Source organism: Halocynthiibacter styelae, assembly GCF_016123485.1.
In the GTDB taxonomy this organism is placed as follows: Bacteria; Pseudomonadota; Alphaproteobacteria; order Rhodobacterales; family Rhodobacteraceae; genus Halocynthiibacter; species Halocynthiibacter styelae.
Genome location: NZ_JADCKQ010000001.1, coordinates 66,472 through 81,977 on the forward strand (window position 1 = coordinate 66,472; position 15,506 = coordinate 81,977).

13 protein-coding genes are annotated in these 15,506 nt (G+C 56.6%); 7 read left to right on the plus strand and 6 right to left on the minus strand.

What is annotated here, in order from left to right:
• Nucleotides 1–8: 8 nt before the first annotated feature.
• Nucleotides 9–1,775, minus strand: coding sequence for an acetolactate synthase 3 large subunit (locus H1D41_RS00310; RefSeq protein ID WP_394355369.1), 1,767 nt, complete (start codon nucleotides 1,773–1,775; stop codon nucleotides 9–11).
• A gap of 305 nt (nucleotides 1,776–2,080) precedes the next feature.
• Nucleotides 2,081–2,797 carry a phosphotransferase enzyme family protein gene (locus H1D41_RS00315; protein WP_228847040.1) on the minus strand — a complete coding sequence of 239 codons (717 nt, stop codon included), beginning with the start codon at nucleotides 2,795–2,797 and terminating at the stop codon, nucleotides 2,081–2,083.
• 325 nt (nucleotides 2,798–3,122) lie between these two features.
• Between H1D41_RS00315 and H1D41_RS00320 the strand changes: the two genes are divergently transcribed.
• The 3 genes from H1D41_RS00320 to H1D41_RS00330 all read left to right on the plus strand — a co-directional run bounded on the left by H1D41_RS00320 (nucleotide 3,123) and on the right by H1D41_RS00330 (nucleotide 7,628).
• The gene (locus tag H1D41_RS00320) at nucleotides 3,123–4,208 is read left to right on the plus strand and encodes a TRAP transporter substrate-binding protein (protein WP_228847041.1); all 1,086 of its coding nucleotides are present in this window, start codon (nucleotides 3,123–3,125) and stop codon (nucleotides 4,206–4,208) included.
• 125 nt (nucleotides 4,209–4,333) lie between these two features.
• Nucleotides 4,334–5,257, plus strand: coding sequence for a TRAP transporter small permease subunit (locus H1D41_RS00325; protein WP_228847042.1), 924 nt, complete (start codon nucleotides 4,334–4,336; stop codon nucleotides 5,255–5,257).
• 16 nt (nucleotides 5,258–5,273) lie between these two features.
• Nucleotides 5,274–7,628, plus strand: a complete 2,355-nt coding sequence (locus H1D41_RS00330; RefSeq protein ID WP_228847043.1) for a TRAP transporter large permease — start codon at nucleotides 5,274–5,276, stop codon at nucleotides 7,626–7,628.
• Between the two features lie 83 nt (nucleotides 7,629–7,711).
• Here H1D41_RS00330 and H1D41_RS00335 read toward each other — a convergent pair whose 3' ends face one another.
• The 3 genes from H1D41_RS00335 to H1D41_RS00345 form a co-directional block, all read right to left on the minus strand.
• Nucleotides 7,712–8,545, minus strand: coding sequence for an arginyltransferase (locus H1D41_RS00335; protein WP_228847044.1), 834 nt, complete (start codon nucleotides 8,543–8,545; stop codon nucleotides 7,712–7,714).
• Nucleotides 8,546–8,776: 231 nt separating this feature from the next.
• Nucleotides 8,777–9,211, minus strand: coding sequence for a DUF2852 domain-containing protein (locus H1D41_RS00340; protein ID WP_228847045.1), 435 nt, complete (start codon nucleotides 9,209–9,211; stop codon nucleotides 8,777–8,779).
• A gap of 114 nt (nucleotides 9,212–9,325) precedes the next feature.
• Complete coding sequence (locus H1D41_RS00345; protein ID WP_228847046.1) at nucleotides 9,326–9,796, minus strand: YbaK/EbsC family protein; 471 nt, start codon at nucleotides 9,794–9,796, stop codon at nucleotides 9,326–9,328.
• Between the two features lie 94 nt (nucleotides 9,797–9,890).
• Here H1D41_RS00345 and H1D41_RS00350 point away from each other — a divergent pair, with 94 nt between their 5' ends.
• From H1D41_RS00350 to H1D41_RS00365, 4 genes are read left to right on the plus strand one after another with little or no spacing between them, the layout of a single operon-like run.
• On the plus strand, nucleotides 9,891–12,698 hold the full coding sequence (locus tag H1D41_RS00350; protein WP_394355376.1) for a [protein-PII] uridylyltransferase family protein: 2,808 nt from the start codon (nucleotides 9,891–9,893) through the stop codon (nucleotides 12,696–12,698).
• 24 nt (nucleotides 12,699–12,722) lie between these two features.
• Nucleotides 12,723–13,010, plus strand: a complete 288-nt coding sequence (locus tag H1D41_RS00355) for a hypothetical protein (RefSeq protein WP_228847048.1) — start codon at nucleotides 12,723–12,725, stop codon at nucleotides 13,008–13,010.
• A 43-nt stretch (nucleotides 13,011–13,053) separates the two neighbouring features.
• On the plus strand, nucleotides 13,054–14,265 hold the full coding sequence (locus H1D41_RS00360) for an RSP_2647 family RNA methyltransferase (RefSeq protein ID WP_228847049.1): 1,212 nt from the start codon (nucleotides 13,054–13,056) through the stop codon (nucleotides 14,263–14,265).
• On the plus strand, nucleotides 14,265–14,813 hold the full coding sequence (locus H1D41_RS00365) for an RSP_2648 family PIN domain-containing protein (RefSeq protein ID WP_228847050.1): 549 nt from the start codon (nucleotides 14,265–14,267) through the stop codon (nucleotides 14,811–14,813). The genes H1D41_RS00360 and H1D41_RS00365 overlap by 1 nt, the downstream gene beginning before the upstream one ends.
• Here H1D41_RS00365 and H1D41_RS00370 read toward each other — a convergent pair.
• Nucleotides 14,804–15,499 carry a M48 family metallopeptidase gene (locus H1D41_RS00370; RefSeq protein WP_228847051.1) on the minus strand — a complete coding sequence of 232 codons (696 nt, stop codon included), beginning with the start codon at nucleotides 15,497–15,499 and terminating at the stop codon, nucleotides 14,804–14,806. The two genes, H1D41_RS00365 and H1D41_RS00370, sit on opposite strands and share 10 nt — an antisense overlap.
• Nucleotides 15,500–15,506 lie beyond the last annotated feature (7 nt).

A 15,506-nucleotide genomic window follows, 5' to 3' on the forward strand; every position in this document is an offset into this window, starting at 1 on the left:
AGCCTTTCTTAAACCAGAACCGCGCCGGAAGAACCGATTGCGTCAGTTGCGGCAGCATCGCCCATAAGCATTTCGTTATGCGGCGCGCCTGATGGGATCATCGGGAAGCAATTTTCATGTTTCTCAACCAGACAGTCCATAATCACCGGGCCGTCATAATTGATCATTTCCATGATCGCATCATCCAGATCTTTCGGGTCAGACACCTGAATGCCTTTCGCGCCAAAGGCTTCGGCCAGTTTCACGAAATCAGGCAGGCTTTCAGACCAGGAGGATGAATACCGCTCGCCGTGCAACAACTGCTGCCACTGACGCACCATGCCCAGACGTTCATTGTTCAGGATGAACTGTTTCACCGGCAAGCGATACTGCATCGCAGTGCCCATTTCCTGCATGTTCATCAGCCAGGACGCTTCGCCCGCGACGTTGATCACAAGGCTGTCCTGGTGGGCGGCCTGAATACCAACAGATGCCGGCATGCCGTAGCCCATGGTGCCCAGACCACCAGAGGTCATCCAGCGGTTTGGTCCTTCAAAGTTCAGGAACTGCGCGGCCCACATCTGGTGCTGGCCAACTTCGGTACAGACGTAACGATCGTGGCCCTTTGTCAGGGCCTCAAGCCGTTCCAGCGCATATTGTGGTTTGATCACGGTTTCAGACGGGGTGTATGTCAGGCATTTCTTAGCCTTCCAGTCTGCAATCTGAAGGTTCCACTGGGCAACCGCGGCTTCATTAGTTTTGCGACCACGGGCTTTCCAGATTTTCAGCAGCGTTTCCATCGCGTGGCCAACATCGCCAAGGATCGGCAGATCAACATGCACAACCTTGTTGATTGAAGACGGATCAATATCGATCTGAACTTTTGTGGAACCGGGGCTGAACGCGTCCAGGCGGCCAGTGATCCGGTCATCAAAACGCGCGCCGATGGTGATCATCAGGTCACAGTCATGCATCGCCATATTGGCTTCGTACAGACCATGCATCCCCAGCATCCCCAGCCAGTTTTTGCCGGACGCAGGGTAGGACCCCAGACCCATCAGCGTCGATGTGATCGGGAAACTTGTTGCATCCACCAGTTCACGCAGCAACTGGCTTGCGCCTGGGCCGGAATTGATCACGCCGCCACCGGTGTAAAACAGCGGACGTTCGGCTTTTTCCATCAGTTCCGCCAGCTGGGTCAGTGCCTCGGCGTCTGCTTTTACCTGGGGATTATAATGCGCGGTGTTCGCTTTTGGCTTCGCAACATAGGTGCCAGAGGCAAACTGCACATCCTTCGGAATATCAACCAGTGTCGGGCCCGGACGGCCGGATGTGGCAACATGAAACGCCTGGTGAATGGTTTCCGCCAGCTTTTCCGTGTCTTTCACCAGCCAGTTGTGCTTGGTGCAGGGGCGGGTGATGCCAACAGTGTCTGCTTCCTGGAAGCCATCGGTGCCGATCATAAAGGTCGGGACCTGGCCGGACAGGACGACAAGCGGAATGGAGTCGAGAAGCGCGTCTGTCAGGCCGGTCACAGCGTTTGTCGCGCCAGGGCCAGAGGTTACAAGGACAACACCAGGCTTGCCGGTGGACCGGGCATAGCCTTCTGCCGCATGCACAGCGCCCTGTTCGTGGCGCACCAGAATGTGGCGGATGTCATTTTGCAGGAAAATTTCGTCATAGATCGGCAGGACAGCACCGCCCGGGTAACCAAATACGGTGTCCACGCCCTGTTCCTTCAGGGCCTCTACGATCATCTTTGCGCCGGTCATCTGGCCGGTGTCAGAACCACTCATCTTCTTCTCCATTCCTGCGGACCCTCCGGTCCGCCCGCTTAAGCGTAATAAAAAACCCCGGGCTTTTCAGGTCCGGGGCGCATGGTTTTAAATCTGGTTTCCGTTACCGGACCATGCGCCAATTCCCAACAATGACCACTAGAGCGAGCATCAGTTTTCTTCCCATCGGGTTTCATTACCTTGCGGGACTTTATGGCGCGGTGAAAACGGGGTCAACAGGCAAAATGCGTAATAAAGTGTCTCTGGACGAAAGAAATCTTTCCGAAAGTTGCGAATTTTGGAATTTACGGCGAATTTTCGCAAATTCAGGTCAGCTTTCGTGCCAGATTCTGACTGTACTCTGCTTCGCTTTGCCAGCAGGTCGCAATTTCAAACGCCAGAGAGGCTTTCTCTTCCGCAGCACTTAGCGTCACGCCCGGCAGGCGTTGCAGATCAAAAAAGGCGCAATCCACCCGGCTTTCGTCCCAGTCAATCAGGGCAGGGGGTAATCCATCTGCAATCAGCACATTGATTTCCCCCAGATCCCCGTGCACAGGCACCACAGGCTGATCCGCAATAGCAGCAAAGGCGCGCCGGATCTTTTGGCGTAGGTCATCGGGCAGGGCGCGCATATCCACATCACCGCCCACGTCCTTTGTCAGAAGGTCGGCACAACTGGCAAATCCCGGACGTTGGGGAAGTGCGCGGCTCGCCTGATGAAATGCAGTCAAAGCGCGGGAAATGTCGGGCATGTTTCCCTCTGCGCAGAGATGGCCGGACAAATAGCTTTCCAGCGTGAACCCGCCGCTTATATACGTGCCATTCGCTGACCTGTGCAGTTGTGGGGTACGAAAACCGGCCCGAGCCGCCAGCGACATCAATCCGGTCATCCAGTTGACCTGCGCCTCGGAGCGTCGGGTTGACTTAGCAACATAGAGTTTGCCGTCAATTTCCACCTTCCAGACCTCATTCCGAAACCCACCGGTAAGCAGATGCAGAATGGTGGCTGTGCCAAATCCGGATAAATCAGGAGGGGACGTCATGGGTGTGTATTTCGTTCTTCAAAGCGCGAGAATCGCAGTTTTCCGTTTGCGCAATTATTTACGGATGAAACGGCCCGTATGAACAGGAAAGGTGCATTGAAGGCGGGTTTTCGCTGTTTTCCTCAAGAAAAGAAGAAATTCCCATCTGTCAGTTTTGGTTATATTTTCTTACCAAAATATGCAAAGCCCTGTCGCGAAACAACGGGAACGTGGCGTTTTGCCCGAAATATAGGCTTTTCCGGAAGGCGAAGTCGTCGTAGGGTCACGGCACCTTAAAGTTCCGCACGGCGAATGTTGCGGGCGCAATTCAACGGGAGAGACGTTAATGGATCGTCGTTCATTTCTGAGAACATCTGCACTTGGTGGCACCGCTGCTGCTGCTGCTTCTACACTGGCCGCACCTGCTTATGCGACCGGCAACCGCACACTGACCATGGTTACTGCATGGGGCCGTGGCCTCGCTGGCGTTTTTGACGCGGCTGAGCGCGCTGCCAACTCTATCAACGCAATGTCCGACGGCAGCCTGACTGTTGAAATCAAAGCGGCTGGCGAACTTGTTGGCGCGCTGGAAGTGTTTGACGCTGTGACCTCTGGTCAGGCTGACATGTACCACGCGGCTGATTACTACTTTGTAGGTCAGCACCCTGCATACGCATACTTCACTGCGGTGCCTTTCGGCATGACCGCGCAGGAACTGTCCAACTGGTACTACCACGCCGGCGGCATGGAACTGCACGACGAGCTGGGCGAAATCTTTGGCCTGAAATCCTTCCTCGCAGGTAACACCGGCGCACAGGCTGGTGGCTGGTTCAACAAAGAAATCCAGACTGCTGAAGACTTCCAGGGGCTGAAATTCCGTATGCCAGGTCTGGGTGGCCAGGCGCTGTCCAAGCTGGGCGCATCTGTTCAGAACCTTCCGGGTTCCGAAGTGTACCAGGCGCTGGCATCCGGCGCGATTGACGGCACCGAGTGGATCGGCCCATGGGCGGACGAAAAAGCCGGTTTCCAGGAAATCACCAAGACTTACTACACTGCTGGTTTCCACGAGCCAGGCGCAGGTCTGTCCCTTGCAACCAACCGTGACGTTTTTGATGAGCTGTCCCCAGCGCACCAGAAAATCATCGAAATTGCATCCGCAGAAGCCAACCAGTGGAATCTTGCACAGTTCCTCGCGAACAACGGTGAAGCCCTTGTGCGTCTGCAGGCTGGCGGCGTGAAGACCCTCGAATTCCCTGACGCAGTCTGGGATTCCATGGCGACTGCAACCGGTGAAGTTCTGGACCAGTACATGGATGATGAGCTGTTCGCAAAAGTGCGCGCATCTGTTGAATCTTCCATGTCCGCATCTTCTGGCTGGCTGACAAAATCCGAAGGTGCATATCGCGCGCAGCGTGACCGCATCATGGGCTAAGCCCATATCGGCTGCTTAATTTGCTCCGGGCCTGTTTAACGGGCCCGGAGTTTTACAATGCTGAACCTGAGGATACAGGACAGCAAGACGCGCGGGACAACCGTGCACAGACTGCGGGGGACGGGATGCTCGACGGCATTACCTGGTTTTTTACCAACCTGGCCATGGCATTTTATAATCTTGGCTATGCGCTGACACATCCGGGCGGCTGGCTGTCCTGGGTGCCATATACCAACGGAAAAATGGACGATCTGGAAATCAAGCAATCCTTGATGCGCTTTATCTATTATGGCGGCTCGGTTGAATTTTTCTTCGTCATCTTTGCGCTTTTCCTGGTGCTGACAATCGTTGGCATTTTCCGCAACCCCTTTATGTGGCGCATGGTACGTGTGACCGAAGGTCTGGCAAACGGTCTGGGCCGTATTGCGGCCTGGGCTGGTCTGATCATGGTGCTGCAACAGATCATGATTGTGTTTATGCAGCGGATCTTTACCGCTTCCACAATCCCTTATTTCTTTGGCGAAGGTATGAACAAAGATGTCAGCTGGTGGGCTGAGATGTTGAAGTTCGAAAATGCCATTATCGTCACGCTTTGTGCGACCTACACCTTTGTGCAGGGCAGCCATGTGCGCGTCGATCTGGTCTATTCCGGCGTGAAATTCCGCACCAAACGTGTGATCGACATGTTCGGCGCGCTGATCTTCATGCTGCCTGCCGCAGTCCTGACCTGGATGTATGGCTGGTATTTCATGTGGCGCCATCTGGTGGTTCCGAAACCATCGGCCTCTGACAGTCTTGATAAACTGCTGAACAAAGCCCGCGCCATTCGCTGGAACGTGGAAACCATCGGTTTCAGCCCCTCGGGCTTTGACATGTATTTCCTCTTCAAGATCCTGCTGGTCGCGTTTGCAGGTCTCGTGTTTATCCACGGCTGGTCTTTCTTCTGGCGCTCTTATCTTGAGTTCCGTGAAGGGCCTGAAAGTGAAGGTAAATACCTTGACAGAGACACCCTCGGTGAGGGCGAAGAAGCCTACGAAGGCACCCATTAAGGCAGGATGAAGAGACATGTTTTTTGGACTTGATGGCGTAGAAGTCGGCCTGATTATCGTTTTCCTCAGCCTGTTTGCCGGGATTCTTTCCGGCTTTCCGGTGGCCTTCGCAATTGGCGGGGCCGGGGTTATTTCTTTTGCAATTATTGCGAGCCTGGACAGTTCCGGCCTGCTTGTACACGCGGCGGTGGACACCAGTTCCGAAGCCTATAAACAGCTGACAAATTCGGGGCTTCACCCGGATACGATCAGCCTGTTCAGGTATCCTGATCTGCCTACGATCGCAGAACCTGTGTTTACACGCGGCTGGGAAACGGCGCTTGATCGCAATATTTCCTTTATCGTCAACCGGATGAACGAACGTGTTCTGGCCGGTCAGTCGATTGAAACCCTGCTGGCGGTTCTGATGTTTGTTCTGATGGGCATCACTCTGGAACGTTCCAAGATCGCGAATGATCTGCTGACAACCATGGCAAAGGTCTTTGGCCCGCTGCCAGGTGGTCTTGCGGTATCTGTGGTTGTTGTGGGTGCGTTCCTTGCGGCGTCGACCGGGATTGTGGGTGCAACGGTTGTGACCATGGGCCTTCTGTCCCTGCCGACCATGCTGCGCAATAACTACAGCCCGGAACTGGCGACCGGCGTGATCGCGGCATCCGGTACACTTGGCCAGATCATCCCGCCGTCTATCGTGATTGTTCTGCTGGGCACGCTTGCGGGCGATCTTTACTCTGCCGCGCAGGAAGCCCGTGCACAGGAGGCCGGTTGTTCTGATGCATTGACCTATCTGGGCGAGGCTGCGGTTGTTTCCGTGGGCACATTGTTCCAGGCAGCACTTCTGCCCGGGATCCTGCTGGCACTGCTTTATGCGCTGTATGCCTTTGGCTATGCCATGTTCCGCCCACATCACGCGCCTGCTGTGCATATTGCCGGATCCGGTGGTGGCGCAACAACACGCGCGCATAGCCTGACCTGGTTCCTTGCGGTTCCGCTGGGCATCATCGGCTTTGCGATTGCAGCAAGCACATTCAACGTGTCTGGCTCCCAGGCGATCATCGTCGACAGCTATTCTGACGTTGGCGCAAGCGCGTCTCTGCGGACAAATGTCGGTGAACAATGTCAGGTGTCTATGATCGGTCTGCACGGCCAGGAAGCCTGGGATATCGCCCTTGCTGAACAGACAGCGATTGATGAGGCCGGTGGCACACAGCAATCTGTGGCGCTGACCCCTGAGCAGATCGAAGAAACCCGTCTTGCCAAGATCGCTGCAGCCGCACCGATCGGATCCGGCATTATGGCGTTTGTTGTGCTCTTTGGTCTGGTTCTGGCGTTTGCCCGCGGTGTTGAACTGCATGGCGATCGTAAGCCACTGATCATCGGTGCGATTGGCCTGTTGGGGATGCTGGCGGTGGACGCACTGTTCATCACGCCCGTGACTTCCCCTGGTGTTACCTTCCTCTGGCTGGTGATCCCGGGTGTTCTGGCGATCTATGGTGCGCGTGAAGCGGCGATTATGCTGGGCCGTAATGATCTGATCCGGGTGGTTTTCCCACCGCTGGTTCTGATCGTGGCGGTTCTGGGGTCCATCCTTGGTGGCATTACCAACCCGACGCCTGCGGCAGCACTTGGGGCAGGGGGCGCGATCATGCTCGCGGCCTTCCGCAAGCTGCAGGATCAGGGCGGCACGGGCCGTGGTGTTCTGGTTACCGCATTCGCAATCGTGGTCATGATCCTTGTGGGCGTGAACTTTGATCTGCGCATGGGCCGGGCCGAGGTACCGCTTGAAGATATGATCGCTTACGCTGTTGCGATGGCGGCCTGGATCACTGTGATCGTTGGTCTTCTCTGGGCGTGCTGGGTTCTGTGGCGCGGGGCGGTTCTGTCGCCTGTGGTGCGGGAAACTGCGAAAGTGACTAGTATGGTGTTCACCATTCTGATCGGTTCGCAGCTTCTGAACCTTGTAGTGATCTCCTTTGGTGGCGAACATTACATTCAGCAATTCCTGAAGAGCTTTGACGATGAATTCACCGTCTTCCTGATCGTGATGCTGGTGTTGTTTGTTCTGGGCTTTGTGCTTGATTTCCTTGAGATCATTTACATCGTGATCCCGATTGTCGGCCCTGTGATCTACGGCGGCACGATGGATCCGAAATGGGTGACCATCATGATCGCTGTGAATCTGCAGACAAGCTTCCTGACGCCGCCCTTTGGCTTTGCGCTGTTCTATCTGCGTGGCGTGGCCCCGAAGGAAGTCACCACAGGCCATATCTACCGTGGGATCATTCCTTTTGTGTTGATCCAGGTTCTTGGTCTCTGGCTGCTCTGGCAGTTCCCAAGCGTGGTCACCATCGTGCCCAACCTGATTGGGCACTGATCGGGTCAGATACCGTTGAAAATAAAAAGGCCGCCCTTCGGGGCGGCCTTTTCTTTTGGGGGCTTGCCGGAAAGGCTGTGAAGTCAGCCGCTCATCACATCGGGCAGGGTCAGTTTCGCCACCTGTTCGGCAATCGGATCGCTGGCCAGCGGGTGGTGTTCGAACTCTTCGGTAAATGCAGCGGGATCGTCCAGAGGTTCCCAGGTGCCATTGCGGTACACCTCAAGTGCCGGAAACTTCGCTTTGTAATCCATCTTCGGGCTGCCCGGCACCCAATAGCCCAGATAGACATAGGGCAGGCCGGCGTTGCGGGCGATTTCGATGTGATCGAGGATCAGCCAGGTGCCGGGGCTGAATTTTTCACGGTCCGGGTCAAAGAAAGAATAGACCATCGACAGCCCATCCTCCAGCACATCTGTCAGACAGACTGCCTTCAGCAGGTCTTCGGTGCCCTCAGGATCCGGCGTGGTATATTCAATGACGCGTGACCGGATTGGGGTTTCTTCAATCATCGCGGCGAATTCAAAAATATCCATATCCGCCATGCCGCCGTCGGCGTGCCGGGTTTCCAGATAGAGGCGGAACAGATCAAACTGTTCTTCCGTGGCCCAGGGCGCAGTCGCGCGGCGTGTCAGATCGGCATTACGTTTCATCACGCGTTTCTGGCTGCGGGTGGGTTTGAAATCATCCACCCGGATGCGCGCGGACATACAGGCACTACATTCCGCACAGGACGGCCGGTACAGCACGTTCTGCGACCGACGGAACCCCTGCCGTGACAGCGTGTCATTCAGCTGCATCGCACTTTCACCCTGCAGGGCTGTGAACAATTTACGTTCCACCCGCCCATCCAGATATGGACAGGGCTGTGGTGCAGTGACGTAAAACTGTGGCGCGATTGGCAGGGAATGGCGCATCTCTACAGGTATCTCCCCGGATGGTTCGTTAACCGAATGACTGAGCACACAGGATAGCCGGTGGTTATCTTCTATGTAGCAATTGAACAGAGCTTAACAAGAGCCCATTGAAACGCCAAGCATTTTGCCACGGCAGGGTTAAGAGGCCTCAGTTTGATCCGTGTTTTATACAAATCACCCGGACACGAAAAAACCCGCAAGGCTGCGGGTTTCATCTGGATTTTAGGCAGATCAGGCTTCGATTGGTTCGTCTTTTTCCAGGTCTGCTTCTTCTTTGGCACGACGGGCACGATCATCCAGGAAGTCATCAAATTCCGTTTTATCGCGGGCTTCGCGCAGGCGGATCATGAAATCTTCAAACGCGCGTTGTTCGTCTTCCAGGCGGGCAATGGTATCAGCCTTGTAAGTGTCAAAGGCGGTATTGCCGGAACTGTGGAAACCGTGTCGGCGTTTATGAGGGCGGCGGGAAGAGGCACAACTGCCTGAAAACATGCGTTTACTCCAGATCATATAAGCAAGAAGGGCAAGGCCGACGGGCCAGACAAAGATAAAACCAAGGACCATTGCTGCGATCCAGGCCCCTTTGCCCCGGTCATCAAGCCAACCTTCCGCACGGGAGAACCAGTTGCCGGAGCTCTCGGAAGGGGTGGCGGTTGCAGTGTGCATATTTCATCTCCGTTGTGGCGTTCTGTTGAATGTAAATCATGTTTACATCTTCAAGATTGGCACGACGGCGTCAGATTTCAAGGAAAAATGTAAAAGGGTTTTACATTTTCTGATTTATGACGTGAAATCAGACTGTTCTGTTTTTGTGATTTCTGATAGTACCGCAGGTCTGATTGCGAAAATATGGCGTGGCGTGCCTGCGGCGGCCCAGACAACATCAAAATCAGACAGGCGTTTGTCGAAAAATGTGGTGGGGGCAGTCAGATGACCAACAGGGGACACACCACCAATGGCAAAGCCCGTCATCTTGCGCACTTCACCCGCGTCTGCGCGCACCAGTTCTTCACCGGCAAGGGCGGATGCCTTTACCGGATCCACCTGATTGCCGCCAGCGGTGATAAACAGAAACAGCCCGCCGCTTTCTGCGCCCGCAAAAATGATGGACTTCGCGATCTGGTCTATTTCACAGCCTGCCGCCGCCGCTGCTTCTGCCGCCGTGCGTGTGCCTTCGGACATCTCGACAATCTCAACCACAACACCGGCATCTTCCAGTGCGGCGCGCACGCGTTTTAAGCTTTTGCTCATATCTGCTCTCCCTCAGTTGCGGGCAGGGAAACCGATTGCCGCAGAAATGGCAAGACGGCTTGACGATCCATCCGCTTCGCGCCCATTTTCAGGCATGAGTTTTGTATCCCGACTGACCCGCCACCCGATTCCCTTTGACACTGACCGCGGGGGCGAGGCGCTGGCGCTATTTCCTGACACCGACGCCGTGCTGCACCCGTTGCTTGCAGGAACCGGGGGCTGTTCGCCCTATCTTATGGGGTTGATGCAAAGGGAAAAAGACTGGCTGACTGATGTACTGGCAGGGGATCCGGATGCCGCCTTGCAGGCTGAATACACCCGCCTGCGTGAGATCCCCTGGGATCAGATGGCGGATGAGTTGCGCCGGGGAAAGCGACGGGTTGCGCTTTTGACCGCATTGGCAGATCTGGGCGGTGTCTATTCCCTGGAAGAAGTCACAGGCGCCTTAACAGAATTTTCATATCTCGCGACCGATCTTGCGATGAAAGCCGCATTGGCCCATGAAATCCGCCGGAAAAAACTGCCGGGCATGTCCGATGACGACCTTGCAACCGGCTGCGGCATGGTTGCGCTGGCCATGGGCAAGATGGGCGCCGGGGAGCTGAACTATTCCTCTGACATCGATCTGATCTGCGTTTTTGATGAAGAACGCTACACACCCGAAGATTACCATGACGCCCGGGCATCCCTGATCCGCGCGACCCGCAAAATGGCGGCAACCCTGAATGACCTGACAGGGGAAGGCTATGTGTTCCGTACCGATCTGCGCCTGCGCCCTGATCCCTCTGTCACCCCGGTCTGCCTGTCGATGGAAGCGGCCGAACGCTATTACGAAAGCGAAGGCCGCACCTGGGAACGCGCCGCCCATATCAAAGCCCATCCCTGTGCCGGTGATCTTGAGGCCGGCGCGCGGTACCTGAAGCGTCTGACGCCATTTATCTGGCGCAAACACCTGGATTTCGCCGCGATCCAGGACGCCCATGACATGCGCCTGCGCATTCGCGATCACAAAGGTCTGGGCGGGGCGTTTTCGCTGCCGGGGCATAATATGAAGCTGGGGCGTGGCGGCATTCGCGAGATCGAATTTTTCACCCAGACCCGCCAGATCATCGCCGGTGGGCGGGATCCCGATCTGCGGTCGCGCGAAACCGTGCCCGGGCTGCGGGCGCTGGTGGAAAAGGGTTGGGTGCCTGCGGAAGCCGCCGAACTTCTGATCACCCGTTACCGGGATTTCCGCGAAGTTGAACATCGCCTGCAAATGATCAATGACGCCCAGACCCACAGCCTGCCCACGTCGGATGAAGGGTTTCAGCGCCTGGCCTGTTTCATGGGCGAAAGCGATGTTGAGGCCTTTAAGTCTCGGCTGACGGCGGAACTGCAAGAGGTACATGACCTAACCGAAAGCTTCTTTGCTCCGGATGGTGTTAAGGCGAACAGCGGGCCGGAACTGTCAGAAACGGAAGAAGAAATACTGTCCCGATGGCCGGGTTACCCCGCGCTGCGCACCTCCCGCGCGCAGGAAATATTTGCCCGCGTGCGCCCGGAAATTCTGTCACGGATGCAAAAGGCCGCCGATCCCGCCGAGGCTCTGGCACAGTTTGACGGTTTCCTTGCGGGCCTGCCCGCAGGGGTTCAGCTGTTTTCACTGTTCGAAGCCAATCCGCAGCTGATCGATCTGCTGGTTGATATCTGTGCAACCGCGCCCGCACTGGCCCAGTATCTGTCAAAAAACGCCAAAGTGCTGGACGCGGTGATTGGCGGATCCTTCTTTAAATCCTGGCCCGGTGCAGAGGTTCTGTTCGCTGACCTGTCAGCTGCGCTTGCGGAACAGGATGATTACGAGGCACAGCTTGATCTGGCCCGTCGTCTGATGCAGGAATGGCATTTCCGCATCGGCGTGCATCATCTGCGCGGGCTGATCACGGCGTCAGAAGCCGGGCGCGAATACGCCGACCTGGCCGAAGCCCTTGTGCGGGCGCTCTGGCCGCTGGTGGTGGCCGAATTCACACACAAACATGGTATGCCTCCCGGCACGGCGCAGGGCGGCGGCGCCACTGTTATGGCGATGGGATCGCTTGGCGCACAGGCGTTGAATGCCCGGTCTGATCTGGATTTGCTGGTGATTTACGATGCGAAAGGCGTTGAGGAAAGCACGGGCAATGCCCAGGGCAAACGCGCCCTTGCAACCCGCCCATATTATGCCCGCCTGACCCAGGCCTTCATCACAGCCCTGACCGCGCCCATGGCGGAAGGGCGCCTGTATGAGGTCGATATGCGCCTGCGTCCTTCCGGGCGTTCCGGCCCTGTGGCAACCTCGATTGACGCCTTTGAAAGCTATCAGCGGGATGAGGCCTGGACATGGGAACATATGGCCCTGACCCGGGCCCGTGTGATTGCCGGCAATGAGGAACTGGGGGCACGTCTGGAAGGCTTCCGCCGTGATCTGATCAGAAATCACACGACAGATTTGCAGATCCTTCAGGATGTGGCCGACATGCGCCGGCGTCTGGCCGATGCCTTCCCGCCCGGGCGCGGCTGGAACCTGAAACGCGGGCCGGGGGCTTTGCAGGATATTGAACTGCTGGCGCAGCTTCTGGCGCTTGTCGGGCAATCCGATGCGCGTGACACCGAAAGTCAGATCCGCGCGGGGCAGCTTCTGTTGCAGGACGGCGAAGTTGACGATCTTATCAAGGCCCGCAGCCTCAACTGGGATCTGCGCATGGCGGAACGTCTGCTGACTCCGGGCGCACTGGATGAAGACGAAATTGGCGAAGGTGGACGCAATTTCCTTGTAAATGCCTGCAATTCTGTCGGAATTGACGCGCTGAAGTCGCAGATGGAAACGCATAAATCCCGCGTCGCGGCGATTTTCGACCGCGTGCTGACAGGAACGGGCGACTAAATCCCGACAACAAAGGACAGGCAGATGCAGGATCTCTCCGTGCTCGACCCAAAAGGTCTATTCAAAGATGTCTATATTATAGAAGGCATCACTGCGGGCGAATGCCGGTCTGTCTTTCTCGACTGGGCGATCTCGCGCAAAGATAACCTGGATGAGAAATCTGCGCTTCAGGCCCTGCATGACATCTATGCCCTGGCAGAACCCGATCACCCGATGTCAGAGGTTCTGCGCGCCGCTCTTTCTGCCGGTCAGAAAAAGCCCCGGCGGCGTGGTGGGGCCATGGCCCGTGTGCGCCCGCCGCTGGAAGAATAAAACAAGGCTTTCCGCGCCGGTTCGGATCAAGTAAGAGGTGCTTATGACTGATATTTCCTCCTCCGAGTCCCGCCCCGTTCTGCGTATGAAACCCAAGATGGACACGCGCCGCATCCGCTTTGGCGCGCCCTGGGTCTGGGCCAATGAACTTGTGCTTGACCGCCGCAGCAAAAAGCTTGTGCCGGGCACGATTGCCACGCTTGAAGACAATGACCGCAACCCGCTTGGCACTGTGGCCGTGAACACCGGGTCCAAGATCGTCGCCCGTATGCTGGATCGTGATCCGGATGTGGCGATTGATGCGAAATGGTTTAGTAACCGCGTGCAACGTGCTGTTAATATGCGTGAAAACATGTATGACGCGCCTTTCTATCGCCTGATCCACGCTGAAGCAGATGGATTCCCCGGCGTGATCGCAGACCGCTTTGGTGACACGATTGTTGTCCAGCCAAACGCCGCCTGGGCTGAGATGCATTTTGATCTGCTGAAAGATGCCCTGGCCTCTATCGACGGCGTCAAAAACATCGTCAAAAACGCCGCGGGCCGCGCACGTGCCACCGAAGGCCTGGATGATGTGTCCGGCGTTGTGCTGGGCGAAGTCTCTGGCCTGATCCCCGTTGAGATGAACGGCGCAACCTATATGGCGGATTTGCTGGGCGGTCAGAAAACCGGCCTGTTCTTTGACCAACGTGAAAGCCATGCCTTTGGCGCGCGCATGTCAAAAGGCGCAACCGTTCTTGACGTGTTTTCCCATGTTGGCGGCTTTGGTCTTGCAGCGCTTGCCGGTGGTGCGAAATCTGCTGTCTGCGTTGACGGATCCGCGCCTGCACTTGAATTGGCACAAAAGGGTGCCGAGGCGATGGGCGCGTCTGATCGGCTTGAGATCCGCAAAGGCGATGCCTTTGATGTGATGGAAGACATGGTTGCGAATGGCGTGAAATTCGACGTGGTCATCTGTGACCCGCCAGCTTTCGCACCGTCCAAACCCGCCCTTGAAAAAGGCCTGCGCGCTTATGAACGTGTGGCACGTCTGGCGGCGCAACTGGTGGCCCCGGGCGGCTATCTGGGCCTGTGTTCCTGTTCCCATGCGGCCGATGCGTCACGTTTCCGCGAAGCCTGTGATCGCGGTGTTGGCAAGGCTGGCCGTCAGGCACAGCTGCTGCACACCGGATCTGCCGGGCCGGATCACCCACAGCATCCGTCACTGGCGGAAAGCGGCTATCTGAAAGCGATGTTCTGGCGTCTGGACGGCTGATGCGCGCACTGCTGGATGCCTGCGTGCTGTATCCGACAGTGATGCGCGAAGTGCTGATTGGCGCGGCGGAACAGGGGTTGTATGAACCCATCTGGTCCGCCCGCATCCTGGAAGAATGGGCGCGGGCGGCAGCACGTGTCGCGCCTTTAAGCGAACCCATTGCACGCGGCGAAATCGCCTTGCTGTCCTCACAATGGCCCCGCGCGTCTGTGCGTGTGGATCAGGGGCGCATGGCGCGGTACTGGCTGCCGGATGAAAACGATATTCACGTTCTTGCGGCAGCATCCGAAGCCTCAGCAGATCTGATTATCACCATGAATGCAAAAGATTTCCCCCAACGCATTCTCGCTGAAGAAGGCCTGTCCCGCCAGGATCCGGACGGGTTTGTTGTCAGCCTGTTTCACGCCAACCCCGGTGTGATGCAGGAGATCGCGGGTCGCGTGCATGCAAAGGCCGAAGCCTTGTCTGATCAGCCCTGGGACAAACGCAAACTCTTCAAAAAGGCCCGCTTGCCAAGGTTTGGCAAAGCTGTGTCCAGTCAGGCCTGATCAACCCGGGCCCAACGTGCTTCAAGTTTTTCAAGTGCTGCGATGCGCTGACCTGTTTTCGGGTGGCTCAGAAACCAGGCCGGCATGGCGCCGGCGTTGGATTTGGTCAGGGCTTCCAGTTTGGAAAACAAAGACTTTTGATGCGCAACGCCAATGCCGGATTTATGCAGCAGCGCCGCAGCCCAGGCATCGGCCTCGTATTCATCATCCCGTGACAGGCGCGCCAGCAGCAGGTTCATTACCATTCCGGCAATCCAGGGGCCAATCACCGGAATAATTCGGTTGAACACCATCGCTAAAGCCGTGCGCATGGCGTTTTGCCCTGAAAAATCAATGCTGCGGCGGCGGGCATGGCCAAGGGCCACATGGCCCAGTTCATGGGCGATCACGCTGGCCATTTCTTCGCCGGTGACTTCACCTTCTTTAAACTTGCGATAAAACCCACGCGTGATGAAAATCCGACCATCGGGTGCGGCAAGCCCGTTCACCGGATCAATTTCATAGATGAACACCGGAATATGTGGCCGGTTCATGGAACGGGCCATCTTACGTGTCCAGATCTCAAGCGCCGGATCATCCAGCTTTGTTGAGTTTTTGGTCAGCGTCCGCCGCATCCGCCAGACAGAAAACCGGTATATGACAATGCCCGTAAACAGGGCAAACAGAAGGGGGGTAAAGCGGTTCATGGCTTAT

Coding starts and splice junctions, on each gene's coding strand:
- H1D41_RS00335 (WP_228847044.1), bottom strand. CDS start 8,545: ATGCGCCATTCCCTGCCAATCGCGCCACAGTTTTACGTCACTGCACCA.
- H1D41_RS00340 (WP_228847045.1), bottom strand. CDS start 9,211: ATGCACACTGCAACCGCCACCCCTTCCGAGAGCTCCGGCAACTGGTTC.
- H1D41_RS00325 (WP_228847042.1), top strand. CDS start 4,334: ATGCTCGACGGCATTACCTGGTTTTTTACCAACCTGGCCATGGCATTT.
- H1D41_RS00330 (WP_228847043.1), top strand. CDS start 5,274: ATGTTTTTTGGACTTGATGGCGTAGAAGTCGGCCTGATTATCGTTTTC.
- H1D41_RS00370 (WP_228847051.1), bottom strand. CDS start 15,499: ATGAACCGCTTTACCCCCCTTCTGTTTGCCCTGTTTACGGGCATTGTC.
- H1D41_RS00315 (WP_228847040.1), bottom strand. CDS start 2,797: ATGACGTCCCCTCCTGATTTATCCGGATTTGGCACAGCCACCATTCTG.
- H1D41_RS00345 (WP_228847046.1), bottom strand. CDS start 9,796: ATGAGCAAAAGCTTAAAACGCGTGCGCGCCGCACTGGAAGATGCCGGT.
- H1D41_RS00320 (WP_228847041.1), top strand. CDS start 3,123: ATGGATCGTCGTTCATTTCTGAGAACATCTGCACTTGGTGGCACCGCT.
- H1D41_RS00360 (WP_228847049.1), top strand. CDS start 13,054: ATGACTGATATTTCCTCCTCCGAGTCCCGCCCCGTTCTGCGTATGAAA.
- H1D41_RS00310 (WP_394355369.1), bottom strand. CDS start 1,775: ATGAGTGGTTCTGACACCGGCCAGATGACCGGCGCAAAGATGATCGTA.
- H1D41_RS00365 (WP_228847050.1), top strand. CDS start 14,265: ATGCGCGCACTGCTGGATGCCTGCGTGCTGTATCCGACAGTGATGCGC.
- H1D41_RS00355 (WP_228847048.1), top strand. CDS start 12,723: ATGCAGGATCTCTCCGTGCTCGACCCAAAAGGTCTATTCAAAGATGTC.
- H1D41_RS00350 (WP_394355376.1), top strand. CDS start 9,891: ATGAGTTTTGTATCCCGACTGACCCGCCACCCGATTCCCTTTGACACT.